The sequence below is a fragment of the Pseudomonas sp. CAM1A genome (assembly GCF_047501685.1).
Taxonomy (GTDB): domain Bacteria; phylum Pseudomonadota; class Gammaproteobacteria; order Pseudomonadales; family Pseudomonadaceae; genus Aquipseudomonas.
In genome coordinates, this window is record NZ_JBFNXP010000001.1 from 627,511 (window position 1) to 652,294 (window position 24,784).

Sequence of the window (24,784 nt, forward strand, 5' to 3'; positions counted from 1 at the left end):
TATGAATATCCGCCCAATCCGCACCGACGTTGAATATCGAGCAGCACTCAAGGAGATCGCTCCGCTGTTCGAGAATGAGCCTGAGCCTGGAACTGCCGAGGGTGATGCTTTTGAAGTCATGATCACCTTGATCGAAGCTTACGAAGCAAAGAATTTTCCGGTAGAGCTGCCAGACCCGATAGAAGCCATCAAATTCCGAATGGAACAGTCTGGCCTTACAGCAGCCGATCTTGTACCTGCCATTGGCAAGACGAATCGTGTCTATGAGGTACTGAATAGAAAGCGCTCGTTGACGCTCCCTATGATCTGGAAGCTGCACAATCTGTTCGGCATCCCAGCTGAAAGCCTGATCAAACCAGTGAAAGCAGCTTGAAGCTGACTCCAGTTCACACCGATTGTGAACTGCACAAGCAGGCTAAAAGAAAAACCCCGGCGCGAAGGCCGGGGTTTTCATTCACGGCACTTGATGTGCCCATCGACAACTGATCAGAAGTCCAGGTTGGACACCGACAACGCGTTGCTTTCGATGAAGTCGCGACGCGGCTCGACCGCATCACCCATCAGGGTGTTGAACAGCTGGTCGGCGGCGATCGCATCCTCGATGGTCACCTTGAGCATGCGGCGCACGGTCGGGTCCATGGTGGTTTCCCACAGCTGGTCCGGGTTCATTTCACCCAGCCCTTTGTATCGCTGGATAGTGTGGCGCTTGGTGCTCTCGTTCATCAGCCAGTCGAGGGCTTCCTTAAACTCGGTGACGGCCTTGCGTCGCTCACCGCGCTGAACGTAGGCACCTTCGCCCAACAACGTACCGAGTTTTTCGCCGAGGGCGACGACACTGCGGTAGTCATTGCTGCCGAAGAAATCACGGTTGAAGGTAACGTAGCTGGCCAAGCCGTGGGAGGTGGTTTCAACCACCGGCAGCCAGATGTTACGTTCCTTATCCTCGTGCAAGTCAGCCTTGTAGGCCAAACCAGAACGCTGGCTGTTGTCCAGACGCTGCTGGAACGCCTTGAGCCAATCATCCATCTGCGCCTTGTCAGCCAATTGCTCGACGGTAACCTTTGGCAGGTAGATGAAGTTCTCGGTCAGCTCTTCCGGATACAGGCGTGACAGACGCTTCAGCGTTTTCATCACACCGCGGAACTCATTTACCAATGCTTGTAGCTGTACACCAGAGACCGCTGGCGCCGCTTCATCCAGGTGCAGGCTGGCATCTTCCAGGGCCGATTGGGTCATGTATTCTTCCATGGCCTCGTCGTCCTTGATGTACTGCTCCTGCTTGCCTTTCTTCACCTTATACAGCGGCGGCTGGGCGATGTAGATGTAGCCACGCTCGACCAGCTCCGGCAGCTGACGGAAGAAGAAGGTCAGCAGCAGAGTACGGATGTGCGAGCCGTCGACGTCAGCATCAGTCATGATGATGATGTTGTGATAGCGCAGCTTGTCGATGTTGTACTCTTCGCGGCCGATGCCACAGCCCAATGCGGTGATCAGCGTGCCGACCTCCTGCGAGGAGATCATCTTGTCGAAGCGTGCCTTCTCGACGTTGAGGATCTTGCCCTTCAGCGGCAGGATCGCCTGGGTGCGACGGTTGCGGCCTTGCTTGGCCGAGCCACCCGCGGAGTCACCCTCCACCAGGTACAGTTCGGAAAGGGCAGGGTCCTTCTCCTGGCAGTCGGCCAGTTTGCCCGGCAAGCCAGCGATATCCAGGGCGCCTTTGCGACGAGTCATCTCGCGCGCTTTACGCGCCGCTTCACGGGCACGTGCGGCATCGATCATCTTGCCGACCACGGCCTTGGCTTCGTTGGGGTTTTCCAACAGGAAGTCGGCGAAGTATTTGTTCATCTCCTGTTCCACGGCGGTCTTCACCTCCGAGGAAACCAGCTTGTCCTTGGTCTGCGAGCTGAACTTCGGATCCGGCACCTTGACCGAAATGATCGCGGTCAAGCCTTCACGAGCGTCGTCACCGGTGGTGGCAACCTTGTTCTTTTTCGCCAGGCCTTCCTGCTCGATATAGCTGTTCAGGCTACGGGTAAGCGAGGAGCGGAAGCCGACCAGGTGGGTACCACCGTCGCGCTGGGGAATGTTGTTGGTGAAGCACAGCAGGTTTTCGTTGAAGCTGTCGTTCCACTGCAGGGCAATTTCAACACCCACGCCATCTTCACGCTGGACGTTGAAGTGGAATACCTGGGAGTTGACCGGAGTCTTGTTGGTATTCAGGTACTCAACGAATGCACGCAGGCCACCCTCGTACTTGAAGAACTCTTCCTTGCCGCTGCGCTCATCCTTCAGCAGGATACCGACGCCGGAGTTCAGGAACGACAGCTCGCGGATACGCTTGGCGAGGATGTCCCAGCTGAAGTGGATGTTCTTGAACGTTTCAGCCGAAGGCTTGAAGTGAATGTGAGTACCGGTGGTTTCGCTGTCACCCACGACCGCCATCGGCGCTTGGGGCACGCCATGAACGTAGGTCTGTTCCCAGATCTTGCCGCTACGACGAACGGTGAGCACCAGCTGTTCGGAGAGTGCGTTCACTACCGATACACCTACACCGTGCAGACCGCCGGACACCTTGTAAGAGTTGTCATCGAACTTACCGCCGGCGTGCAGCACGGTCATGATGACCTCCGCCGCGGAAACGCCTTCTTCTTTATGCACATCGACCGGAATACCACGGCCGTTGTCACGGACGCTGATGGATTCGTCCGGGTGAATGATGACGGTGATGTCATCGCAGTGCCCGGCCAGGGCTTCGTCGATCGAGTTGTCGACCACCTCGAATACCATGTGGTGCAGGCCGCTGCCGTCATCGGTGTCGCCAATGTACATGCCGGGACGTTTGCGTACGGCATCCAGCCCTTTCAGCACTTTGATGCTGGAGGAGTCGTACGTTTGATTTTCGCTCATGCCTTCACTCCCGATGGTCGTGGGTCTGGGTGATACGGCCTTGTTCCACGTGGAACAAGGCAACTGGCGTTTCCGTTTGCCAGCCTTCCCTCAGAAATTCGTGGTCTACACAGGTGATGAACACCTGGCAGTTCAATTCTTCAAGCAAGCGGCACAGGGCGCGGCGGTGCTGCTCGTCCAGCTCGGACGGCAAGTCATCCACCAGATAAATACACTGCCCGCGACGAACCTGGCTGACCAGGTGCCCCTGTGCAATGCGCAGGGCGCAGACCACCAACTTCTGCTGCCCACGCGAAAGAATGTCGGCCGCATTGTTCGCGCCTAATCGAAGGCGCAGGTCAGCACGCTGTGGCCCGGCCTGGGTGTGGCCCATCTGCTGATCGCGAAGGAGGGAGGTGGCGAGAACTTCATTGAGTTCGCGGTCCTTGTCCCAGCCTCGGTAATAGCTCAGGGTCAGCCCGTCCAGTTCGACCAGTTCGCTCAGGGTCTGCTCGAAGACAGGCTTCAAGGCCTTGATATAGTTGCGACGGTATTCATCTATCTCCGCACTGGCGAGACACAACTCTCGATCCCAGGCGGCTTGCGAAACGGCGTCCAGTGTACCATGCCGCAGCCATGAGTTCCGCTGCCGCAGGGCCTTCTGCAGGCGCTGCCAGGTGGCCATGAAACGGGGTTCCACGTGGAACACGCCCCAATCGAGGAACTGCCGCCGCACTTTGGGCGCACCTTCGAGCAGCCGGAAACTGTCCGGGTTGATCAACTGCAGCGGCAGCATCTCTGCCAGTTGCGCGGCGCTGCGCGCATTCTGTCCGTCGATGCGGATAGTGAAATCCCCCTGGCGCTCCCGCGACACACCAAGGTTGCTCGTACCGCCCTCGGCCAATTCGACCTGGCCGAACACCGTGCAGGTCGGCTGATCGTACTGGATCACCGGGTTCAACCGGGTGCTCCGGAACGAGCGCGCAAGGCCGAGCAGGTGCACAGCTTCGAGCACGCTGGTCTTGCCACTGCCGTTGGCGCCGTAAAGGATGTTGATGCGGGGGGAGGGTGAGAGGGTCACCGGGTGCAGGTTGCGCACCGCGGTGACCGAGAGACGTCGAAGGGACATGTCGCCTGCTACGGGTTACAGACGCATCGGCATGACAACGTAGGACGAGTCGTCATTGCCGGCTTCCTGCAACAGGGCGCTGCTATTGGAGTCCGACAGAATCAGGCGGACCTGCTCCGTAGTCATGACACCCAGCACGTCCAGCAGGTAGCTGACGTTGAAACCAATCTCCAACGAGCTGCCGTTGTAGTCGACGCTGATCTCTTCTTCCGCCTCTTCCTGTTCCGGGTTGTTGGCCTGGATCTTCAGTTGGCCAGCGGCCAGCTGCAGGCGGATGCCGCGGTACTTTTCGTTAGACAGAATCGCGGTGCGGCTGAACGCTTCGCGCAGTGCCTGACGGTCGCCGATCACCAGCTTATCGCCACCTTTAGGCAGAACGCGCTCGTAGTCCGGGAACTTGCCATCCACCAGCTTGGAGGTGAAAGTGAATTCACCGGTGGTTGCACGAATGTGATGCTGGCCCAGAACGATGCTGACAATGCCTTCTGGGTCTGTCAGCAGGCGCGCCAGCTCGAGGATACCTTTGCGCGGCACGATGACCTGATGACGATCAGCTTGGTCGATCGGTGCCTGCATGGCGCACAGCGCCAGGCGATGGCCATCGGTGGCCACGGCACGCAAGGTGCCGGGGGATACTTCCAGCAGCATGCCATTGAGGTAGTAGCGCACGTCCTGCTGGGCCATGGCGAAGCTGGTGCGTTCGATCAGGCGGCGCAGTTTGCTCTGCTCAAGCTGGCAAGTCAGCGAGCCTGGGCCTTCTTCCACGGTCGGGAAGTCATTGGCCGGCAAAGTGGAAAGTGTGAAACGGCTGCGACCGGCCTTGACCAGCAACTTCTGCTCGTCGACCTTGATGTCGATCAGCACATCGCTGGGCAGGCTCTTGCAGATGTCCATCAGCTTGCGCGCCGGGACAGTGATCTCGCCCGGTTCAGCCGGTTCTTCCAGCTGTACGCGGCCAACCAGTTCGACTTCCAGGTCGGTACCGGTCAACGACAGCTGCTGGCCTTGCACGACCAGCAGGACGTTGGACAGAACCGGCAAGGTCTGGCGGCGCTCGACGACGCCTGCGACCAGTTGCAGGGGTTTCAACAGGGCTTCGCGTTGAATGGTGAAATGCATGGTCTAGTCCCTTGCCTTCAAATAGCTGCGTAGACGGCCATCAGGTCGTCAGCGTACGCAGCAGGTTCTTGTAGTCCTCGCGGATGTCCGCGTCGGATTCCTTCAATTCGTTGATCTTGCGGCAAGCGTGCAGCACGGTGGTGTGGTCACGGCCGCCGAACATGTCGCCGATCTCCGGCAGACTGTGGTTGGTCAACTCTTTCGACAACGCCATCGCCACCTGCCGTGGCCGCGCCACCGAGCGCGAGCGACGCTTGGACAACAGATCGGAGATCTTGATCTTGTAGTACTCGGCCACCGTGCGCTGGATGTTATCCACACTGACCAGCTTGTCCTGCAGCGCCAACAAGTCCTTGAGCGACTCGCGAATCAGCTCGATGGTGATGTCGCGGCCCATGAAGTGCGAGTGGGCAATCACCCGTTTCAGGGCGCCTTCCAGTTCACGCACGTTGGAGCGAATACGCTGGGCGATGAAGAAGGCGGCATCGTGCGGCAACTCGACCTTGGCCTGGTCGGCCTTCTTCATAAGGATGGCTACGCGGGTTTCCAGCTCCGGCGGCTCGACGGCGACCGTCAGCCCCCAGCCAAAACGCGACTTCAGGCGCTCTTCCAGGCCTTCGATTTCCTTCGGGTAGCGGTCACTGGTGAGGATCACCTGCTGGCCGCCTTCGAGCAGGGCGTTGAAGGTGTGGAAAAACTCTTCCTGCGAGCGCTCCTTGCGGGCGAAGAACTGAATGTCATCGATCAGCAGCGCATCGACCGAGCGGTAGAAACGCTTGAACTCGTTGATCGCATTCAATTGCAGCGCCTTGACCATGTCGGCCACGAAGCGCTCGGAATGCAGGTAGACCACCTTGGCATTCGGATTCTTTTTCAGCAGATGGTTACCCACAGCGTGCATCAAGTGGGTCTTACCCAGGCCCACGCCCCCATAAAGGAACAGCGGGTTGTAACCATGCTTGGGGTTGTCGGCGACCTGCCAGGCCGCGGCACGGGCCAGCTGGTTGGATTTACCCTCGACGAAGGTCTCGAAGGTAAAGGTACGGTTCAGGTAGCTGGTGTGCTTCAAGGCACCTTCGACCTGCACCGTGCGCTGCTCGGTACGCCCGTTGGCCTTCGGCGCCGGGGAGGTGTCGCTCATGCTGTCGAAGCTGTCGCGGCTCGAAGGCTCTTCGACCTCGGCGGCCTGCGCAGGCTCGGCCACTGGAGCATTTGCATGCTGTACCGCAGCCACCGACGGCTGCGCCTGCGTCTGCTGCGCAAGGGTGGCGGCAACGGCAGCGCTGACAGGTGCGTTGGGGGCAGCACGCGCTGCGGAGCTGCGACGGCTACCGATCAACAAGGAAAGCGCAGGGGCTATGCCGCTGCCCTGTTCACCCAGCAGTTCGAGCAGGCGGCCAAGGTACTTCTCATTGACCCAATCAAGCACGAAGCGGTTGGGCGCATAGACGCGCAACTCGTCGCCTTCGGCTTCGACCTGTAGCGGACGGATCCAGGTGTTGAATTGCTGGGCAGGCAGTTCATCGCGCAGAAGCTCCACGCACTGCTGCCAAAGTTCCACTGACACGGATATCCCCTGAGTTGAAAGCCGGATGAGGCAAAACAAACCGCCATTGTACCGGGCAGACGGCCAGTTATCCACACGTGGTGGCGACCGCGATCACGGTAAAACTGCCAAAAACTGACGTTTTAATCACTCAAGCGCTGTTGATAAGCCCTGTGGATAACGGCACCTGTGGGCTATGCACAACCCTGGGTTGAGCTCTGTGGATAAAACCTCTGTGGATAAACACCCATTCAGCCCACAGGTTGTCCTCATGGCCCGCACAGACAGAGCACCCTTTACGGACAAGGTTGTGAAACTCTGTACAGCACGTAAAACGTGGCCTTGAAAGGCTTATCCACAGAAGGTTGTCCAGCTAAGATCTATAAGTTCTTCAAAAAAGCTTTTTATATGCCTCTTTGTTTTTTCTGTTTGCTTGCGTTTGTCCCCGGGTTAACGGTCATCGTTCGAAGGAAATTCGATCTACCCTGATTCGACCTTCCATAAGGAATAGCTGGTTGGAAATTGACCTATTGCGTTGCTTTCTCTAGAATCGCCGATCTCTTAAAAAGGGGGCCCTTCCGGCCCGTTGTCGACCAACCCAGGTAACACGCCATGAAACGTACTTTCCAACCAAGCACCATCAAGCGCGCCCGCACCCACGGTTTCCGTGCCCGTATGGCTACCAAGAACGGCCGTGCCGTTCTGTCGCGTCGCCGTGCCAAAGGCCGTAAGCGTCTGGCAATTTGATTTTTCGGCACAGGTGGTGAGTCAGGACTTCAGTCGGGAAAAGCGACTGCTTACACCCCGGCATTTCAAAGCGGTCTTCGACTCCCCAACCGGCAAGGTTCCAGGGAAAAACCTGCTTATCCTTGCCCGCGAGAACGGCCTCGATCATCCGCGCCTAGGCCTGGTGATCGGCAAGAAGAGCGTCAAGCTCGCCGTTCAACGCAATCGCCTGAAACGCCTGATGCGCGATTCGTTTCGCCTGAACCAGCAGCTGTTGGCTGGCCTGGACATCGTGATCGTCGCGCGCAAGGGGTTGGGCGAAGTGGAAAACCCAGAATTGCACCAACACTTTGGCAAGCTCTGGAAGCGACTGGTCCGCAGTCGGCCCTCTCCAGCGGTCGCCAATTCCGCAGGGGTAGACAGTCACGATGCGTAAACTGGCCCTCGTTCCGATCCAGTTTTACCGTTACGCCATCAGTCCACTGATGGCCAGTCACTGTCGTTTCTATCCCAGCTGTTCCTGTTACGCCTATGAAGCCATTGAAAACCATGGCCTCTTGCGTGGTGGGTGGCTGGCCGTTCGTCGCCTGGGGCGTTGTCATCCGTGGAACGACGGCGGTTTCGATCCCGTTCCACCTGCTCCTTCCTCCCGAACTTCTTCGATAGCCGAGTAATCATGGATATTAAACGCACGATCCTGATCGTCGCCCTGGCAATCGTGTCCTATGTCATGGTCCTCAAATGGAACCAGGACTACGGCCAGGCTGCCCTGCCGACTCAGAATGCTGCTGCCAGCAATGCTGCCCCGGCCCTGCCGGACACCGTGCCGGCCGGCAACTCCGGTGCAAGTGCCGATGTGCCGAGCGCCAATGCTGAATCCAGCCCAGCCGAACTGGCGCCAGTGGCGCTCAGCAAGGACCTGATCCGGATCAAGACCGACGTCCTGGACCTGGCTATCGACCCGGTCGGTGGTGACATCGTCCAACTGACCCTGCCGAAGTACCCTCGTCGCCAGGATCATCCGGATATTCCGTTCCAGCTGTTCGATAACGGTGGCGAACGTGTGTACCTGGCCCAGAGTGGCCTGACCGGCGCCAACGGTCCGGACGCCCGTTCCACTGGTCGCCCGCTGTATGCCGCAGAGCAGAAGAGCTTCCAGCTGGCCGACGGCCAGGACCAACTGTCGGTCGACCTGAAGTTCAGCGAGAACGGCGTCAACTACATCAAGCGCTTCAGCCTCAAGCGCGGTGAGTATGACCTGACCGTCAGCTACCTGATCGACAACCAGAGCAGCCAGGCCTGGAACGGCAACATGTTTGCCCAGCTCAAGCGTGACGCCAGCTCCGACCCGTCGTCGAGCACCGCCACCGGTACCGCTACCTACCTGGGCGCGGCCCTGTGGACAGCTTCCGAGCCGTACAAGAAAGTGTCGATGAAAGACATCGACAAGGGTAGTTTGAAAGAAAATGTGACCGGCGGCTGGGTCGCCTGGCTGCAGCACTACTTCGTGACCGCCTGGATCCCGACCCACTCGGACAACAACGCCGTCCAGACCCGCAAGGACAGCCAGGGCAACTACATCATCGGCTATACCGGCCCGGCGCTTAACGTGCCTGCCGGCGGCAAGGTCGAAACCAGCGCCATGCTGTATGCCGGTCCGAAGATCCAGTCCAAGCTCAAGGAGTTGTCCCCAGGCCTGGAACTGACCGTCGACTACGGCTTCCTGTGGTTCATCGCCCAGCCGATCTTCTGGCTGCTGCAACATATCCACAGCCTGCTGGGCAACTGGGGCTGGTCGATCATCGTCCTGACCATGTTGATCAAGGGCCTGTTCTTCCCGCTGTCGGCCGCCAGCTACCGCTCGATGGCGCGCATGCGTGCCGTGGCGCCAAAACTGGCCCAGCTCAAGGAACGCTTCGGTGACGATCGCCAGAAGATGTCCCAGGCGATGATGGAGCTGTACAAGAAAGAGAAGATCAACCCGCTGGGCGGCTGCTTGCCGATCCTGGTGCAGATGCCGGTGTTCCTGGCCCTGTACTGGGTACTGCTGGAAAGCGTCGAGATGCGCCAGGCCCCGTGGATGCTGTGGATCACCGACCTGTCGATCAAGGATCCGTTCTTCATCCTGCCGATCATCATGGGCGCCACCATGTTCATCCAGCAGCGCCTGAACCCGACCCCGCCCGATCCGATGCAGGCGAAGGTAATGAAAATGATGCCGATCATCTTCACCTTCTTCTTCCTGTGGTTCCCGGCGGGTCTGGTGCTGTACTGGGTTGTGAACAACTGCCTGTCGATCGGACAGCAGTGGTACATCACTCGTCGTATCGAGGCTGCGACCAAGAACGCAGCCGCTTGACGGGCTGCTACGCTAGCCTGTGAACAAAAACGCCCCCCTGGGGCGTTTTTGCTATCTGTCGTATTCGTTGTAGAGGTTCGAGCATGAACACAGTGCGTGAAACCATTGCCGCCATCGCCACCGCCCAAGGCCGTGGCGGGGTAGGCATCGTCAGATTGTCCGGTCCGTTGGCCCTGCAGGCCGGGCAAGTCATCACCGGCCGCAATACGCTGAGCCCGCGGCATGCCCATTACGGCCCGTTCCGCGATGACGATGGCCTGGTGCTGGATGAAGGGATCGCGCTGTTCTTCCCCGGGCCGAACTCGTTCACCGGCGAAGATGTGCTGGAGCTGCAGGGCCATGGCGGCCCGGTAGTCATGGACATGCTGCTGCAACGTTGCCTGCAGCTCGGTTGCCGGCTGGCACGTCCAGGCGAATTCAGCGAGCGAGCGTTCCTCAACGACAAGCTCGACCTGGCCCAGGCCGAGGCAATCGCCGACCTGATCGAAGCCAGTTCCACACAGGCTGCGCGCAATGCCCTGCGTTCCCTGCAGGGGGCATTCTCCAAGCGTGTGCATGGCCTCACCGAAGCGCTGATCGCCCTGCGCATCTATGTCGAAGCCGCCATCGACTTCCCAGAGGAAGAGATCGACTTTCTTGCCGATGGCCATGTGCTGCGCATGCTCGATGAGGTACGCGACACGTTATCCACAGTTCAGCGCGAGGCGGGGCAAGGTGCGTTGCTTCGCGACGGCATGACCGTGGTCATTGCCGGTCGGCCGAACGCCGGCAAGTCGAGCCTGCTCAATCAGTTGGCCGGGCGTGAAGCGGCAATCGTCACCGATATCGCCGGCACCACCCGGGATATCCTTCGCGAACATATCCACATCGACGGCATGCCGCTGCATGTGGTCGACACCGCAGGCTTGCGCGACACCGATGACCATGTGGAAAAGATCGGTGTGGAACGGGCGCTCAAGGCCATCGGCGAGGCGGATCGTGTGCTCCTGGTAGTCGATTCGACGGCACCGGAAGCCAGTGATCCGTTTGCCTTGTGGCCTGAGTTTCTCGATCAGCGACCCGATGTGGCCAAGGTCACCCTCATTCGCAACAAGGCGGATCTCAGTGGCGAGGTCGTGGGCCTGGAGCAAAGCGACGATGGGCACGTCACCATCACCCTCAGCGCGCGGGACAACGACATGGGCCTGGATCTGCTGCGTGAGCATCTCAAGGCTTGCATGGGCTATGAACAAACCGCCGAAAGCAGCTTCAGCGCTCGTCGCCGGCACCTGGAGGCGCTACGCCAGGCCAGTGCCCACCTCGAGCACGGCCGTGCGCAGCTGACTCTCGCCGGTGCCGGTGAGCTGCTGGCAGAGGATCTGCGCCAGGCACAGCAAGTGCTGGGTGAAATTACCGGCGCATTCAGCTCGGATGACCTGCTGGGGCGGATCTTCTCCAGCTTCTGCATTGGCAAGTGATCCCATAGGGTTCGATTCGCAGCAAAGCCGCTCTCTGGAGCGGCTTTTTTTTGCCTGGGATTCGTGTCGGTACGGGTGATTGCAAGCAGGCCAGCAACCACAGACGGCAGCGCCGCGGAAAATATTTCATCAACAGCTCCCTGCATGCATGGCTAAGCTCTGTGGAAAACTCGACTTCAGCTCCGTTGATAACCAGGCTTTTTTTCTGAGGACAAACCTGCCTGTGGGTAACAGCACTATTAATCCACAGGTTAAACAGCGCTATCCAGAGCCCCCAGGGCTACTTCGACACAGGGTTATGATTCTCTGTACACATTGCCCTATAAGGCCTGTAGAGACTTATACACAGGATGGTGGGTGCCTAAACATAAACATAAAAACAAAGCTTTTTTAAATTTTTCCTCTTTGTTTTCTTTTACCTGCCATTCATCCACAGCCTGGTCAAATTTTGCTCAGAAGGTTTCTTTGAAGGGCGGGAAGTCCCTATACTTGTCCGCTTACCTTCTCTATTCGCAAAAACAGGCACGAGGTGCGTGGTGGATTTCCCTTCCCGTTTTGAAGTGATCGTCATCGGCGGCGGCCATGCCGGTACCGAGGCTGCGCTTGCGTCCGCACGCATGGGTGTGAAAACCCTGCTGCTGACCCATAACGTGGAAACCCTCGGTCACATGAGCTGCAACCCGGCCATTGGTGGCATTGGCAAGAGCCACCTGGTCAAGGAAATCGATGCACTCGGCGGTGCGATGGCGCTGGCCACCGACAAGAGCGGCATCCAGTTCCGCGTTCTGAACAACCGCAAGGGCCCGGCGGTACGCGCCACCCGTGCGCAGGCGGACCGCGCCATCTACAAGGCCGTGGTACGTGAAATCCTGGAAAACCAGCCCAACCTGTGGATATTCCAGCAGTCGTGCGATGACCTGATCGTCGAGCAGGACCAGGTCAAGGGCGTGGTCACGCAAATGGGCCTGCGGTTCTTCGCCGACTCCGTGGTACTGACCAGCGGGACTTTCCTCGGCGGACTTATCCACATCGGTTTGCAGAACTATTCCGGTGGCCGCGCGGGCGATCCGCCCGCCAATGCCCTGGCCAACCGCATGCGTGAGCTGCCGCTGCGTGTCGGCCGGCTGAAAACCGGTACCCCACCGCGTATCGATGGCCGTTCGGTGGACTTCTCGGTGATGAGCGAGCAACCGGGCGATACGCCGATCCCGGTGATGTCGTTCATGGGCAACGCCGACATGCACCCGCGCCAGGTGAGCTGCTGGATTACCCACACCAACGCCCGCACCCACGAAATCATTGCCTCGAACCTCGACCGTTCGCCGATGTACTCGGGGGTGATCGAAGGCATCGGCCCGCGTTACTGCCCGTCGATCGAGGACAAGATCCACCGCTTTGCCGACAAGGAAAGCCACCAGGTGTTCATCGAGCCGGAAGGCCTGACCACCCATGAGCTGTATCCCAACGGTATTTCCACGTCGTTGCCATTCGACGTGCAGCTCGAGATCGTCCGCTCGATCCGCGGCATGGAGAACGCGCACATCGTGCGCCCGGGCTATGCCATCGAGTACGACTACTTCGATCCACGCGACCTGAAGTACAGCCTCGAGACCAAGGTCATCGCCGGCCTGTTCTTCGCTGGCCAGATCAACGGCACCACCGGCTACGAAGAAGCCGGTGCCCAAGGCCTGCTGGCCGGGACCAACGCGGCGCTGCGCGCCCAGGGCCGTGAAAGCTGGTGCCCGCGCCGCGACGAGGCGTACATCGGCGTACTGGTCGACGACCTGATCACCCTCGGCACCCAGGAGCCGTACCGCATGTTCACTTCGCGAGCCGAGTACCGGCTGATCCTGCGCGAAGACAACGCCGACCTGCGCCTGACCGAGAAAGGTCGCGAACTCGGCTTGATCGACGATGAGCGCTGGGCGGCGTTCAGCACCAAGCGCGAAGGCATCGAGCGTGAAGAGCAGCGCCTGAAGAGCACGTGGGTACGCCCGAACACGCCGCAAGGCCAGGCCATTGTGGATAAGTTCGGCACGCCATTGGCGCACGAGTACAGCCTGCTCAACCTGCTTGCCCGCCCTGAAATCGACTACGCTGGCCTGATCGCGGCAACCGGTGGCGAGAACATCGATCCACAGGTCGCCGAACAGGTCGAGATCAAGACCAAGTACGCCGGCTACATCGACCGTCAGCAGGAAGAGATTGCCCGCCTGCGTGCCAGTGAAGACACGCGTCTGCCTGTGGATATCGACTACACGACCATTTCCGGGCTGTCCAAGGAGATCCAGGGCAAGCTCGGCGACACCCGCCCCGAGACCCTGGGCCAGGCTTCGCGCATTCCAGGTGTCACCCCGGCGGCGATTTCCCTGTTGCTGATTCACTTGAAAAAACGCGGCGCAGGCCGCGAATTGGAGCAAAGCGCTTGAGTTCCCTGGTCACCCCGCAACACGCCGAAGAGTTGTCCACAGGTGCGCGCCAGCTCGGTGTCGAGCTGAGCGCGCAGCAGCACGAGTTGCTGCTGGGCTACCTGGCCCTGTTGATCAAATGGAACAAGGCCTACAACCTGACCGCTGTGCGCGACCCGGACGAGATGGTCTCGCGCCACCTGCTCGACAGCCTGAGTGTCATGCCGTTTATCCACAATGACACCCAGCGCTGGCTGGATGTCGGCAGCGGCGGCGGCATGCCGGGCATCCCGCTGGCCATCCTGCACCCGCACAAGCAGGTGACGGTGCTCGACAGCAACGGCAAGAAGACGCGCTTCCTCACCCAGGTGAAGATGGAGCTGAAACTGGACAACCTGACGGTTATCCACAGCCGGGTGGAAGAGGTCCAGCCCGAGCAGCCGTTCTGCGGGATCATTTCCCGGGCCTTCAGCAGCATGGAGAATTTCACCAACTGGACCCGCCACCTGGGTGACGCCCGCACGCAATGGCTTGCAATGAAGGGGCTGCATCCTGCCGACGAACTGGTAGCATTGCCCGCAGACTTCACAGTGGAAAGCGAGCAGGCCCTGACCGTTCCAGGTTGCCAGGGCCAGCGCCATCTGCTGATACTGCGCCGCAAGGCATGACTGGGAACACACGCAACAATGGCTAAGGTATTCGCAATCGCGAACCAGAAGGGTGGTGTGGGCAAGACCACCACCTGCATCAATCTCGCCGCATCGCTGGCCGCGACCAAGCGTCGCGTGCTGCTGATCGACCTCGATCCACAGGGCAACGCCACCATGGGCAGCGGTGTGGATAAGCACGAGCTCGAGCATTCGGTGTACGACCTGCTGATCGGGGAATGCGATCTGGCCCAGGCCATGCACTACTCCGAGCACGGTGGTTACCAGCTGTTGCCGGCCAACCGCGACCTGACCGCCGCCGAAGTGGTCCTGCTGGAAATGCAGATGAAGGAGAGCCGCCTGCGCAACGCGTTGGCGCCGATCCGCGAGAATTATGACTACATCCTCATCGACTGCCCGCCGTCGCTGTCGATGCTGACGCTCAATGCGCTGGTCGCCTCCGATGGCGTGATCATCCCCATGCAGTGCGAGTACTACGCGCTGGAAGGGTTGAGCGACCTTGTGGATAACATCAAGCGCATCGCCGCCCGGTTGAATCCGGAGCTGAAGATCGAAGGCCTGCTGCGGACCATGTACGACCCGCGCCTGAGCCTGAACAACGATGTTTCGGCGCAGCTCAAGGAGCACTTTGGCGAGCAGCTGTACGACACGGTGATCCCGCGCAACATCCGCCTGGCGGAGGCGCCGAGCTTCGGCATGCCGGCACTGGCCTACGACAAGCAATCCCGTGGCGCGCTGGCGTATCTGGCGTTGGCCGGGGAACTGGTTCGTCGTCAGCGCCGTCCATCACGCATTGCACAAACAACTTAAGGAATCCGCATGGCCATCAAGAAACGCGGTCTCGGACGTGGGTTGGATGCACTGCTCAGTGGTCCTTCCGTCAGCGCGCTCGAAGCGCAGGCTGTCAAGATCGACCAGAAGGAACTGCAACACCTGCCGGTCGAGCTGATCCAGCGCGGCAAGTACCAGCCGCGTCGCGACATGGATCCCGAGGCGCTGGAAGAACTGGCGCACTCGATCCGCACCCATGGCGTCATGCAGCCGATCGTGGTTCGCCCGATCGGTGACAACCGCTACGAGATCATCGCTGGTGAGCGCCGCTGGCGCGCCACCCAGCAGGCTGGCCTGGATACCGTTCCGGCCATGGTCCGCGAAGTACCCGACGAAGCCGCCATTGCCATGGCGCTGATCGAGAACATCCAGCGCGAGGACCTCAACCCGCTGGAAGAGGCGCTCGCCCTGCAGCGTCTGCAGCAGGAATTCGAACTGACCCAGCAGCAGGTGGCCGATGCCGTCGGCAAGTCACGGGTCACCGTGGCCAACCTGTTGCGCCTTATCTCGCTGCCCGAGGCGATCAAGACCATGCTCGCCCATGGCGACCTGGAGATGGGCCACGCCCGCGCCTTGCTCGGCCTCGAGGAAGATCGGCAGGAAGAAGGGGCGCGTCATGTTGTCGCACGCGGCCTCACCGTGCGCCAGACCGAGGCACTGGTGCGTCAGTGGCTCAGTGGCAAACCTGAGCCGGTCGAGGCGAGCAAACCTGATCCGGATATCACGCGTCTTGAACAGCGTCTGGCAGAGCGCCTGGGCTCGGCGGTACAAATTCGCCATGGCAACAAGGGCAAAGGCCAGTTGGTTATTCGCTACAACTCCCTTGACGAGTTGCAAGGCGTGCTTGCTCACATCCGCTGAAACAATCCTGTTGTAGCGCGCAGTCGGAAATCACTACCCAAGAGTTGAATAGGGGTTAATCCACCCCTATACTCTGCGCGCATTTTGTCGGCACAAATTATGCCAAGTCATTGTTGACGAGGCGGTCGACTTTCGAGGAGCAGTTGTGATGGAAATCCGCACGCCAAACCGCCTGCCTTTCCATCGCTGGGCGGTTTTTCCGGTACTGCTGGCTCAATTTGTCGTACTGCTGCTGGCAACGCTGGTGTTGTGGCAGTGGAAAGGGGTGGTCAGTGGATATTCGGGCCTCTGCGGAGGGCTGATTGCCTGGCTTCCCAATGTGTATTTCGCCTGGAAGGCTTTTCGCTTCAGCGGAGCCCGGGCGGCGCAGGCCATCGTCAAGTCGTTCTACGCGGGCGAGGCAGGCAAGATGATTTTGACGGCAGTGCTGTTTGCACTGACCTTCGCAGGAGTGAAGCCATTGGCGCCGTTGGCAGTATTCGGCGTCTTCGTGCTGACCCTTTTGGTCAGCTGGTTCGCGCCCCTGCTGATGAATAAAAGACTTTCGAGACCTTAGGGCGTTTGAGGCAACCATGGCAGAAGAAACCGCTTCGGGTTATATCCAGCACCACTTGCAGAACCTGACCTACGGTCAACTACCAGACGGCAGCTGGGGCTTCGCCCATTCGGCTGCAGAAGCCAAGGCAATGGGCTTCTGGGCGTTCCACGTGGACACCCTGGGCTGGTCCGTCGCGCTGGGTCTGATCTTCCTGTTCATCTTCCGCATGGCGGCCAAGAAGGCGACTTCCGGCCAACCTGGCGGTCTGCAGAACTTCGTTGAAGTGCTGGTCGACTTCGTCAACGGCAGCGTGAAGGACTCCTTCCACGGCCGTAGCCCGGTGATCGCCCCGCTGGCACTGACCATTTTCGTCTGGGTGTTCATGATGAACGCCATCGACCTGGTTCCGGTCGACTGGATTCCGAAAGCGGCGGCCTGGATCTCCGGTGACCCGCACCTCGTCTTCCGTGCGGTACCGACCACCGACCCGAACGCGACCCTGGCCATGGCCTTCTGCGTGTTCGCCCTGATCATCTTCTACAGCATCAAGGTCAAGGGCCTGGGCGGCTTCATCGGCGAGCTGACCCTGCACCCGTTCGGCAGCAAGAACATCTTCGTGCAGATCCTGCTGATCCCGGTCAACTTCCTGCTCGAGTTCGTCACCCTGATCGCCAAGCCGATCTCGCTGGCACTGCGTCTGTTCGGCAACATGTACGCCGGTGAGCTGGTGTTCATCCTGATCGCCGTGATGTTCGGCTCCGGCCTGCTGTGGTTGAGCGGCCTGGGTGTGGTGCTGCAGTGGGCGTGGGCTGTGTTCCACATCCTGATCATCACCCTGCAAGCTTTCATCTTCATGATGCTGACCATCGTCTATCTGTCGATGGCTCACGAAGATAACCATTAAGACCGCCTGGCGTGTCTGATAGCCTTCCCCGCCCGTCTGGGGGGAGGGCTTAAAAAGTCCGCAAGGGCATGCTGTACCAAACGATTTGTTTTACCGCTTCAAACTAAAAACCTAACCAATACGACGTAAAAGTCGGGAGGAAAGATGGAAACTGTAGTTGGTCTGACCGCTATCGCTGTTGCTCTGCTGATCGGCCTGGGTGCTCTGGGTACCGCCATTGGTTTCGGCCTGCTGGGCGGCAAGTTCCTGGAAGGCGCTGCTCGCCAGCCAGAAATGGTTCCAATGCTGCAGGTCAAAATGTTCATCGTTGCCGGTCTGCTCGACGCCGTAACCATGATCGGTGTTGGTATCGCTCTGTTCTTCACCTTCGCAAACCCCTTCGTTGGTCAGATCGCCGGCTAATCACTCGTTTTTTACGAGTTGATTGCTGTGATGAACAAAGACCGAGCGAGGTGTTGGCGTGAACATTAATGCAACCCTGATTGGCCAATCCGTTGCTTTCCTGATTTTTGTACTCTTCTGCATGAAGTATGTATGGCCTCCGGTCATCACTGCTCTGCAAGAGCGCCAAAAGAAGATTGCCGACGGTTTGGACGCTGCCAACCGCGCAGCTCGCGACCTGGAGCTGGCCCAAGAGAAAGCGGGTCAGCAACTGCGTGAAGCGAAGGCACAGGCAGCCGAAATCATTGAGCAAAGCAAGAAACGCGCTGCTCAGCTTGTCGAGGAAGCCCGTGAACAGGCCCGCGTCGAAGCTGACCGTGTGAAGGCTCAGGCTCAAGCCGAGATCGAACAGGAACTGAACAGCGTCAAAGACGCCCTGCGTGCCCAAGTGGGTGCCCTGGCTGTTGGCGGTGCTGAAAAGATCCTTGGCGCCACAATCGATCAAAACGCGCATGCGGAGCTGGTTAACAAACTGGCCGCTGAAATTTAAGCGAGGGCGATCATGGCAGAACTGACCACGTTGGCCCGACCTTACGCTAAGGCTGCCTTCGAGCATGCCCAGGCCCATCAGCAACTGGCCAATTGGTCAGCCATGCTCGGCCTGGCTGCTGCGGTGTCGCAAGACGACACCATGCAGCGCCTGCTCAAGGCCCCGCAACTGACTAGCGCAGAAAAGGCCGCCGCATTCATTGAAGTGTGCGGTGACAAGTTTGACGCCAAGGCACAGAATTTCATTCATGTTGCCGCGGAAAACGAACGTCTCCTGCTTCTGCCGGAGATTTCGACTCTGTTCGACCTGTACAAGGCCGAGCAAGAGAAATCCGTGGACGTGGAAGTCACCAGTGCTTTTGCGTTGAACCAAGAACAGCAAGACAAACTCGCCAAGGTTCTCAGTGCACGGTTAGGCCAGGAAGTGCGCCTGCACGCGTCGGAGGATGCCAGCCTGATCGGCGGCGTCGTCATCCGCGCTGGCGACCTGGTAATCGACGGTTCGGTTCGCGGGAAAATCGCGAAACTGGCCGAAGCCTTGAAATCTTGAGTTTGAAGGGGCAGCAGAGCAATGCAGCAACTCAATCCTTCCGAAATTAGTGAAATCATCAAGGGCCGCATCGACAACCTCGATGTCGGCTCCCAAGCCCGTAACGAAGGTACCGTCGTTTCGGTTTCCGACGGCATCGTGCGGATCCACGGTCTGGCCGACGTCATGTACGGCGAAATGATCGAGTTCCCTGGCAGCGTATTCGGCATGGCCCTGAACCTGGAGCAAGACTCCGTAGGTGCAGTGATCCTGGGTGCCTATGACACCCTCGCCGAAGGCATGAGCGCCAAGTGCACCGGCCGCATCCTGGAAGTTCCGGTTGGTAAGGAACTGCTGGGTCGCGTCGTCGACGCACTGGGTAACCCGATCGACGGCAAAGGTCCTCTGGGCAACACCCAGACCGACGCGGTCGAGAAAGTAGCTCCAGGCGTGATCTGGCGTAAGTCGGTAGACCAGCCTGTACAGACTGGCTACAAGTCCGTCGACGCCATGATCCCTGTCGGCCGTGGCCAGCGTGAGCTGATCATCGGTGACCGTCAGATCGGCAAGACCGCCATGGCCATCGACGCCATCATCAACCAGAAAGACTCCGGTATTTTCTGTGTTTATGTTGCAGTCGGCCAGAAGCGTTCCACCGTTGCCAACATCGTTCGCAAGCTGGAAGAAGCCGGCGCCCTGGCCAACACCATCGTGGTCGTTGCCAGTGCTTCGGAATCCGCCGCACTGCAGTTCCTGGCGCCTTACGCCGGCTGCACCATGGGCGAGTTCTTCCGTGACCGCGGTGAAGACGCCCTGATCGTTTACGATGACCTGTCCAAGCAGGCCGTTGCCTACCGTCAGATCTCCCTGCTGCTGCGCCGTCCACCAGGACGTGAAGCGTACCCAGGCGACGTGTTCTATCTCCACTCCCGTCTGCTGGAGCGTGCATCGCGCGTTTCCGAAGAGTACGTCGAGAAGTTCACCAACGGTGCCGTAACTGGCAAGACTGGCTCGCTGACCGCTCTGCCGATCATCGAAACCCAGGCTGGCGACGTTTCCGCGTTCGTTCCGACCAACGTGATCTCGATCACCGACGGTCAGATCTTCCTGGAATCGGCCATGTTCAACGCAGGCATCCGTCCTGCCGTTAACGCCGGTGTGTCGGTATCCCGTGTTGGTGGTGCCGCCCAGACCAAGATCATCAAGAAGCTGTCCGGTGGTATCCGTACCGCCCTGGCCCAGTACCGTGAACTGGCGGCCTTCGCCCAGTTCGCTTCGGACCTGGACGAGGCTACCCGCAAGCAGCTGGAGCATGGTCAGCGCGTTACCGAGCTGATGAAGCAGAAGCAGTACGCGCCAATGTCGATCGCCGACATGGCCCTGTCGCTGTACGCCGCTGAGCGTGGTTTCCTGACCGACGTAGAAGTCTCCAAGGTTGGCAGCTTCGAGCAAGCTCTGATTGCCTACTTCAACCGTGATCACGCCGAACTGATGGCCAAGATCAACGTGAAGGGTGACTTCAACGACGAAATCGACGCTGGCATGAAAGCCGGTATCGAGAAGTTCAAGGCCACCCAGACCTGGTAAGCCGCAGCGGGGGCTCCGGCCCCCGCTTGCTAACCTGATAGGTGATACATGGCAGGCGCAAAAGAGATTCGCAGTAAGATTGCGAGCATCAAAAGCACGCAAAAAATTACCAGCGCCATGGAGAAAGTGGCGGTAAGCAAGATGCGCAAGGCACAAATGCGCATGGCTGCTAGCCGTCCTTACGCGGAGCGTATCCGCCAGGTGATCGGTCATCTGGCCAACGCCAACCCGGAATACCGCCACCCGTTCATGATCGAGCGCCCTGTAAAGCGCGCCGGTTATATCGTGGTGAGCAGTGACCGTGGTCTGTGCGGTGGCTTGAATACCAACCTGTTCAAGGCCCTGGTCAAGGACATGAACGAAAACCGCGAACAGGGCGTTGAAATCGACCTGTGCGTGATCGGCAGCAAGGGTGCGACTTTCTTCCGCATCTTTGGCGGCAACGTCGTAGCCGCGATCAGCCACCTGGGCGAAGAGCCATCGATCAACGATCTGATCGGCTCCGTCAAAGTGATGCTGGACGCCTACCTCGACGGCCGTATCGATCGCCTCTCGGTGGTTTCGAACAAGTTCATCAACACCATGACCCAAAAACCGACGGTCGAGCAGTTGGTACCGTTGGTGGCAACCCCGGATCAGGAACTCAAGCACCACTGGGATTACCTGTACGAACCCGACGCAAAAGAGCTGCTGGACGGCTTGATGGTGCGTTACGTGGAGTCGCAGGTGTACCAGGCGGTGGTCGAGAACAACGCTGCTGAACAAGCGGCCCGGATGATCGCCATGAAGAACGCCACAGACAACGCCGGTGATTTGATCAAAGAGCTTCAGTTGATCTACAACAAGGCGCGTCAGGCTGCGATCACCCAGGAGATCTCGGAAATCGTCGGCGGCGCTGCCGCGGTTTAACGGTTCAAAAATTCAGAGGATCCAGCTATGAGTAGCGGACGTATCGTTCAAATCATCGGCGCCGTCATCGACGTGGAATTCCCACGTGATGCCGTGCCGAGTGTTTACAACGCGCTGAAAGTACAAGGCGCGGAAACCACCCTGGAAGTTCAGCAGCAGCTGGGCGACGGCGTGGTTCGTACCATTGCGATGGGCTCGACCGAAGGTCTGAAGCGCGGTCTGGATGTCGTCGACACCAAGGCTGCCATCTCGGTACCTGTCGGCAAGGCAACCCTGGGCCGTATCATGGACGTCCTCGGCAACCCGATCGACGAAGCCGGCCCGATCGGCGAAGAAGAGCGTCGCGGTATCCACCAGCCAGCGCCTTCGTTCGCTGACCAGGCAGGCGGCAACGACCTGCTGGAAACCGGCATCAAGGTTATCGACCTGGTCTGCCCGTTCGCCAAGGGTGGTAAGGTTGGTCTGTTCGGTGGTGCCGGCGTCGGCAAGACCGTGAACATGATGGAACTGATCCGCAACATCGCCATGGAACACAGCGGTTATTCCGTGTTCGCTGGTGTGGGTGAGCGTACTCGTGAGGGTAACGACTTCTACCACGAGATGAAGGACTCCAACGTTCTCGACAAGGTAGCGCTGGTTTACGGTCAGATGAACGAGCCACCAGGAAACCGTCTGCGCGTAGCGCTGACCGGCCTGACCATGGCTGAGAAGTTCCGTGACGAAGGTAACGACGTTCTGCTGTTCGTCGACAATATCTATCGTTACACCCTGGCCGGTACCGAAGTATCCGCACTGCTGGGCCGTATGCCTTCGGCAGTAGGTTACCAGCCGACCCTGGCCGAAGAGATGGGCGTTCTGCAAGAGCGTATCACTTCGACCAAGGAAGGTTCGATCACCTCCGTCCAGGCCGTATACGTACCTGCGGACGACCTGACCGACCCGTCGCCAGCGACCACCTTCGCCCACTTGGACGCCACCGTCGTTCTGTCCCGTGACATCGCTTCCCTGGGTATCTACCCAGCGGTCGACCCACTGGACTCGACTTCGCGCCAGCTGGACCCGAACGTGATCGGCACCGAGCACTACGACACCGCTCGTGGCGTTCAGTATGTTCTGCAGCGCTACAAAGAGCTGAAGGACATCATCGCGATCCTGGGTATGGACGAACTGTCCGAAGCCGACAAGCAACTGGTTGCCCGCGCTCGTAAGATCCAGCGCTTCCTGTCGCAGCCGTTCTTCGTGGCCGAAGTCTTCACCGGCTCGCCAGGCAAGTACGTTTCGCTCAAGGACACCATCGCTGGCTTCAGCGGCATCCTCAAAGGTGACTACGACCACCTGCCAGAACAAGCGTTCTACATGGTCGGCAGCATCGACGAAGCGATCGAGAAAGCCAAGAAACTGTAATCCCGGCGCCCCGCAAGGGGCGCTAATCAGGTTGAGGCAAGCAGATGGCTATGACAGTCCATTGCGATATCGTCAGCGCGGAAGGAGAGATCTTCTCCGGCCTGGTCGAGATGGTAGTAGCGCACGGCAACCTGGGCGATCTGGGTATCGCTCCAGGCCACGCGCCGCTGATCACCAATCTCAAGCCTGGTCCGATCACGCTGACCAAGCAAGGTGGCGATCGTGAGGTGTTCTACATCTCCGGTGGCTTCCTCGAAGTGCAGCCGAACATGGTCAAGGTTCTTGCCGACACCGTGCAGCGCGCTGCCGACCTGGACGAAGCTCAGGCTCAGGAAGCCCTCAAGGCTGCTGAGAACGCGCTGAACGCGAAAAGCTCGGACTTCGACTACGGTGCTGCTGCCGCACGTCTGGCCGAAGCTGCAGCTCAGCTGCGTACTGTCCAGCAATTGCGCAAGGGCAAGTAACCTGGCCTTGGCCGGTCACTTCCATTGCGATTGAGTTAAAGGGTAGCCTCGGCTACCCTTTTTCTTTTCTGAATTTCCCCTTTGGTCACGTCCCTGACCGCCCAGGATTGGTAGCCAGTCAATGTCCCTCGATATCGTCATTCTCGCCGCAGGCCAAGGCACCCGCATGCGCTCCGCGCTGCCCAAGGTGCTGCACCCGGTTGCCGGCAACTCCATGCTCGGCCACGTTATCCACAGCGCACGCCAGTTGCAGCCCAAGGGTATTCACGTGGTTATCGGCCACGGTGCGGAGCTGGTGCGCGAACGCCTGGCGGCCGACGATCTGAACTTCGTCCTGCAGGACAAACAATTGGGTACCGGCCATGCGGTGGCCCAGGCGCTGCCGGCAATCACTGCCGACACCGTGTTGGTGCTCTACGGCGATGTGCCGCTGATCGAGGTGGAAACCTTGCAGCGCCTGTTGGCCAACGTCAGCGAGCAGCAGCTCGGGCTACTCACGGTGACCCTGCAGGACCCGACCGGTTATGGCCGCATCGTGCGTGATGCCGCAGGCAAAGTGTCCGCGATCGTCGAGCACAAGGACGCCAGTGAAGCGCTGAAGGCGATCAAGGAAGGCAACACCGGTATCCTCGCCATGCCGGCTGCACGCTTGGCCGACTGGATGGGCCGGCTGTCCAACAACAATGCCCAGGGTGAGTACTACCTCACCGACGTGATCGCCATGGCCGTGGCTGATGGCCTGGTGGTCGCCACCGAGCAGCCCCACGACCCAATGGAAGTGCAGGGTGCCAACGACCGTCGCCAACTGTCGGAACTCGAGCGTCACTACCAGCTGCGCGAAGGCCGTCGCCTGATGGCCCAGGGCGTCACCCTGCGCGATCCGGCGCGCTTCGATGTGCGCGGTGAGGTGACCGTGGGCCGCGATGTGCTGATCGACATCAACGTCATTCTCGAAGGCCGGGTAGTCATCGAGGACGACGTGCAGATCGGCCCGAATTGCGTGATCAAGGACAGCACCCTGCGCAAGGGCGCTGTCATCAAGGCCAACAGCCATATCGAAGGCGCGGTGATGGGCGAGGGCAGCGATGCCGGCCCGTTCGCCCGCTTGCGTCCAGGCAGCGTGCTGGAGGCCAAGGCGCATGTGGGTAACTTTGTCGAGCTGAAGAACGCCCACCTGGGTGAGGGCGCCAAGGCCGGCCACCTGACCTACCTGGGCGACGCCGAGATCGGCGCCCGCAGCAACATCGGTGCCGGCACCATCACCTGCAACTACGACGGTGCCAACAAGTTCCGCACGGTGATGGGTGAGGACGTGTTCATCGGCTCGAACAACTCGCTGGTTGCCCCTGTGGAAATCCAGGCCGGGGCCACTACCGCAGCGGGCTCGACCATTACCCAGACGGTTGAAGCCGGACAGTTGGGCGTTGCGCGTGCACGCCAGCGCAATATCGAAGGCTGGAAGCGGCCGGAGAAAATCAAGAAGAGCTGAGTTATCCACAGCGTCTTTTGCACAAGGCCGGCTTATGTGA

Annotated in this window: 24 protein-coding genes; 20 read left to right on the top strand and 4 right to left on the bottom strand. The window is 59.5% G+C overall.

Features of this window, described 5'->3' with window-relative positions:
• Nucleotide 1 precedes the first annotated feature (1 nt).
• Nucleotides 2-373 carry a helix-turn-helix domain-containing protein gene (locus ABZO33_RS02935; protein WP_414534786.1) on the top strand — a complete coding sequence of 124 codons (372 nt, stop codon included), beginning with the start codon at nt 2-4 and terminating at the stop codon, nt 371-373.
• Nucleotides 374-486: 113 nt separating this feature from the next.
• Here ABZO33_RS02935 and gyrB read toward each other — a convergent pair whose 3' ends face one another.
• From gyrB to dnaA, 4 genes are read right to left on the bottom strand one after another with little or no spacing between them, the layout of a single operon-like run.
• Nucleotides 487-2,907, bottom strand: a complete 2,421-nt coding sequence (gyrB, locus tag ABZO33_RS02940) for a DNA topoisomerase (ATP-hydrolyzing) subunit B (RefSeq protein WP_110696882.1) — start codon at nt 2,905-2,907, stop codon at nt 487-489.
• A gap of 4 nt (nt 2,908-2,911) precedes the next feature.
• Nucleotides 2,912-4,015, bottom strand: coding sequence for a DNA replication/repair protein RecF (recF, locus tag ABZO33_RS02945; protein ID WP_414534787.1), 1,104 nt, complete (start codon nt 4,013-4,015; stop codon nt 2,912-2,914).
• Nucleotides 4,016-4,030: 15 nt separating this feature from the next.
• Nucleotides 4,031-5,134 carry a DNA polymerase III subunit beta gene (gene dnaN, locus ABZO33_RS02950; protein WP_414534788.1) on the bottom strand — a complete coding sequence of 368 codons (1,104 nt, stop codon included), beginning with the start codon at nt 5,132-5,134 and terminating at the stop codon, nt 4,031-4,033.
• A 40-nt stretch (nt 5,135-5,174) separates the two neighbouring features.
• On the bottom strand, nt 5,175-6,701 hold the full coding sequence (gene dnaA, locus ABZO33_RS02955; protein ID WP_414534789.1) for a chromosomal replication initiator protein DnaA: 1,527 nt from the start codon (nt 6,699-6,701) through the stop codon (nt 5,175-5,177).
• A 591-nt stretch (nt 6,702-7,292) separates the two neighbouring features.
• Here dnaA and rpmH point away from each other — a divergent pair.
• From rpmH to glmU, 19 genes are all read left to right on the top strand, one after another.
• On the top strand, nt 7,293-7,427 hold the full coding sequence (gene rpmH / locus ABZO33_RS02960; protein ID WP_003253163.1) for a 50S ribosomal protein L34: 135 nt from the start codon (nt 7,293-7,295) through the stop codon (nt 7,425-7,427).
• Between the two features lie 13 nt (nt 7,428-7,440).
• Nucleotides 7,441-7,842 carry a ribonuclease P protein component gene (rnpA, locus tag ABZO33_RS02965; protein WP_102683383.1) on the top strand — a complete coding sequence of 134 codons (402 nt, stop codon included), beginning with the start codon at nt 7,441-7,443 and terminating at the stop codon, nt 7,840-7,842.
• A complete protein-coding gene (yidD, locus tag ABZO33_RS02970; protein ID WP_011536514.1) occupies nt 7,835-8,080 on the top strand; it encodes a membrane protein insertion efficiency factor YidD in 246 nt (81 codons plus the stop codon). The genes rnpA and yidD overlap by 8 nt, the downstream gene beginning before the upstream one ends.
• 2 nt (nt 8,081-8,082) lie before the next feature.
• Nucleotides 8,083-9,765, top strand: a complete 1,683-nt coding sequence (yidC, locus tag ABZO33_RS02975; RefSeq protein WP_414534790.1) for a membrane protein insertase YidC — start codon at nt 8,083-8,085, stop codon at nt 9,763-9,765.
• An 83-nt stretch (nt 9,766-9,848) separates the two neighbouring features.
• A complete protein-coding gene (mnmE, locus tag ABZO33_RS02980; protein ID WP_414534791.1) occupies nt 9,849-11,222 on the top strand; it encodes a tRNA uridine-5-carboxymethylaminomethyl(34) synthesis GTPase MnmE in 1,374 nt (457 codons plus the stop codon).
• Nucleotides 11,223-11,758: 536 nt separating this feature from the next.
• Nucleotides 11,759-13,651, top strand: coding sequence for a tRNA uridine-5-carboxymethylaminomethyl(34) synthesis enzyme MnmG (gene mnmG / locus ABZO33_RS02985; RefSeq protein WP_414534792.1), 1,893 nt, complete (start codon nt 11,759-11,761; stop codon nt 13,649-13,651).
• Nucleotides 13,648-14,298 carry a 16S rRNA (guanine(527)-N(7))-methyltransferase RsmG gene (rsmG, locus tag ABZO33_RS02990; protein WP_065864647.1) on the top strand — a complete coding sequence of 217 codons (651 nt, stop codon included), beginning with the start codon at nt 13,648-13,650 and terminating at the stop codon, nt 14,296-14,298. The genes mnmG and rsmG overlap by 4 nt, the downstream gene beginning before the upstream one ends.
• Nucleotides 14,299-14,316: 18 nt before the next feature.
• Nucleotides 14,317-15,108: a ParA family protein gene (locus ABZO33_RS02995; RefSeq protein WP_023628558.1), complete on the top strand. Its 792-nt coding sequence runs from the start codon at nt 14,317-14,319 to the stop codon at nt 15,106-15,108.
• A 9-nt stretch (nt 15,109-15,117) separates the two neighbouring features.
• Entirely contained in the window at nt 15,118-15,990 is an 873-nt protein-coding gene (locus ABZO33_RS03000) for a ParB/RepB/Spo0J family partition protein (RefSeq protein ID WP_023628559.1), read from the top strand.
• Nucleotides 15,991-16,138: 148 nt separating this feature from the next.
• Entirely contained in the window at nt 16,139-16,546 is a 408-nt protein-coding gene (locus ABZO33_RS03005; protein ID WP_011536507.1) for a F0F1 ATP synthase subunit I, read from the top strand.
• Nucleotides 16,547-16,562: 16 nt separating this feature from the next.
• Nucleotides 16,563-17,432, top strand: a complete 870-nt coding sequence (gene atpB, locus ABZO33_RS03010; protein WP_046857652.1) for a F0F1 ATP synthase subunit A — start codon at nt 16,563-16,565, stop codon at nt 17,430-17,432.
• 144 nt (nt 17,433-17,576) lie between these two features.
• Nucleotides 17,577-17,834, top strand: coding sequence for a F0F1 ATP synthase subunit C (atpE, locus tag ABZO33_RS03015; RefSeq protein ID WP_003097235.1), 258 nt, complete (start codon nt 17,577-17,579; stop codon nt 17,832-17,834).
• Between the two features lie 58 nt (nt 17,835-17,892).
• Entirely contained in the window at nt 17,893-18,363 is a 471-nt protein-coding gene (locus ABZO33_RS03020) for a F0F1 ATP synthase subunit B (protein ID WP_023383136.1), read from the top strand.
• A gap of 12 nt (nt 18,364-18,375) precedes the next feature.
• The gene (locus ABZO33_RS03025; protein WP_023628561.1) at nt 18,376-18,912 is read left to right on the top strand and encodes a F0F1 ATP synthase subunit delta; all 537 of its coding nucleotides are present in this window, start codon (nt 18,376-18,378) and stop codon (nt 18,910-18,912) included.
• Nucleotides 18,913-18,933: 21 nt separating this feature from the next.
• Complete coding sequence (gene atpA / locus ABZO33_RS03030; protein ID WP_038707082.1) at nt 18,934-20,478, top strand: F0F1 ATP synthase subunit alpha; 1,545 nt, start codon at nt 18,934-18,936, stop codon at nt 20,476-20,478.
• A 48-nt stretch (nt 20,479-20,526) separates the two neighbouring features.
• Nucleotides 20,527-21,387, top strand: a complete 861-nt coding sequence (gene atpG, locus ABZO33_RS03035) for a F0F1 ATP synthase subunit gamma (RefSeq protein ID WP_028690020.1) — start codon at nt 20,527-20,529, stop codon at nt 21,385-21,387.
• A gap of 27 nt (nt 21,388-21,414) precedes the next feature.
• Nucleotides 21,415-22,791, top strand: a complete 1,377-nt coding sequence (atpD, locus tag ABZO33_RS03040) for a F0F1 ATP synthase subunit beta (RefSeq protein ID WP_023628563.1) — start codon at nt 21,415-21,417, stop codon at nt 22,789-22,791.
• Nucleotides 22,792-22,835: 44 nt separating this feature from the next.
• Entirely contained in the window at nt 22,836-23,255 is a 420-nt protein-coding gene (locus tag ABZO33_RS03045) for a F0F1 ATP synthase subunit epsilon (RefSeq protein WP_011536500.1), read from the top strand.
• 121 nt (nt 23,256-23,376) lie between these two features.
• On the top strand, nt 23,377-24,744 hold the full coding sequence (gene glmU / locus ABZO33_RS03050) for a bifunctional UDP-N-acetylglucosamine diphosphorylase/glucosamine-1-phosphate N-acetyltransferase GlmU (RefSeq protein WP_414534794.1): 1,368 nt from the start codon (nt 23,377-23,379) through the stop codon (nt 24,742-24,744).
• Nucleotides 24,745-24,784 lie beyond the last annotated feature (40 nt).

What these genes read in the sequence shown, in the direction of transcription:
- ABZO33_RS02935 (WP_414534786.1), top strand. Translation starts at nt 2, where the DNA reads ATGAATATCCGCCCAATCCGCACCGACGTTGAATATCGAGCAGCACTC.
- gyrB (WP_110696882.1), bottom strand. Translation starts at nt 2,907, where the DNA reads ATGAGCGAAAATCAAACGTACGACTCCTCCAGCATCAAAGTGCTGAAA.
- recF (WP_414534787.1), bottom strand. Translation starts at nt 4,015, where the DNA reads ATGTCCCTTCGACGTCTCTCGGTCACCGCGGTGCGCAACCTGCACCCG.
- dnaN (WP_414534788.1), bottom strand. Translation starts at nt 5,134, where the DNA reads ATGCATTTCACCATTCAACGCGAAGCCCTGTTGAAACCCCTGCAACTG.
- rpmH (WP_003253163.1), top strand. Translation starts at nt 7,293, where the DNA reads ATGAAACGTACTTTCCAACCAAGCACCATCAAGCGCGCCCGCACCCAC.
- yidD (WP_011536514.1), top strand. Translation starts at nt 7,835, where the DNA reads ATGCGTAAACTGGCCCTCGTTCCGATCCAGTTTTACCGTTACGCCATC.
- yidC (WP_414534790.1), top strand. Translation starts at nt 8,083, where the DNA reads ATGGATATTAAACGCACGATCCTGATCGTCGCCCTGGCAATCGTGTCC.
- mnmE (WP_414534791.1), top strand. Translation starts at nt 9,849, where the DNA reads ATGAACACAGTGCGTGAAACCATTGCCGCCATCGCCACCGCCCAAGGC.
- ABZO33_RS02995 (WP_023628558.1), top strand. Translation starts at nt 14,317, where the DNA reads ATGGCTAAGGTATTCGCAATCGCGAACCAGAAGGGTGGTGTGGGCAAG.
- ABZO33_RS03000 (WP_023628559.1), top strand. Translation starts at nt 15,118, where the DNA reads ATGGCCATCAAGAAACGCGGTCTCGGACGTGGGTTGGATGCACTGCTC.
- ABZO33_RS03005 (WP_011536507.1), top strand. Translation starts at nt 16,139, where the DNA reads ATGGAAATCCGCACGCCAAACCGCCTGCCTTTCCATCGCTGGGCGGTT.
- atpB (WP_046857652.1), top strand. Translation starts at nt 16,563, where the DNA reads ATGGCAGAAGAAACCGCTTCGGGTTATATCCAGCACCACTTGCAGAAC.
- atpE (WP_003097235.1), top strand. Translation starts at nt 17,577, where the DNA reads ATGGAAACTGTAGTTGGTCTGACCGCTATCGCTGTTGCTCTGCTGATC.
- ABZO33_RS03025 (WP_023628561.1), top strand. Translation starts at nt 18,376, where the DNA reads ATGGCAGAACTGACCACGTTGGCCCGACCTTACGCTAAGGCTGCCTTC.
- atpA (WP_038707082.1), top strand. Translation starts at nt 18,934, where the DNA reads ATGCAGCAACTCAATCCTTCCGAAATTAGTGAAATCATCAAGGGCCGC.
- atpG (WP_028690020.1), top strand. Translation starts at nt 20,527, where the DNA reads ATGGCAGGCGCAAAAGAGATTCGCAGTAAGATTGCGAGCATCAAAAGC.
- atpD (WP_023628563.1), top strand. Translation starts at nt 21,415, where the DNA reads ATGAGTAGCGGACGTATCGTTCAAATCATCGGCGCCGTCATCGACGTG.
- ABZO33_RS03045 (WP_011536500.1), top strand. Translation starts at nt 22,836, where the DNA reads ATGGCTATGACAGTCCATTGCGATATCGTCAGCGCGGAAGGAGAGATC.
- glmU (WP_414534794.1), top strand. Translation starts at nt 23,377, where the DNA reads ATGTCCCTCGATATCGTCATTCTCGCCGCAGGCCAAGGCACCCGCATG.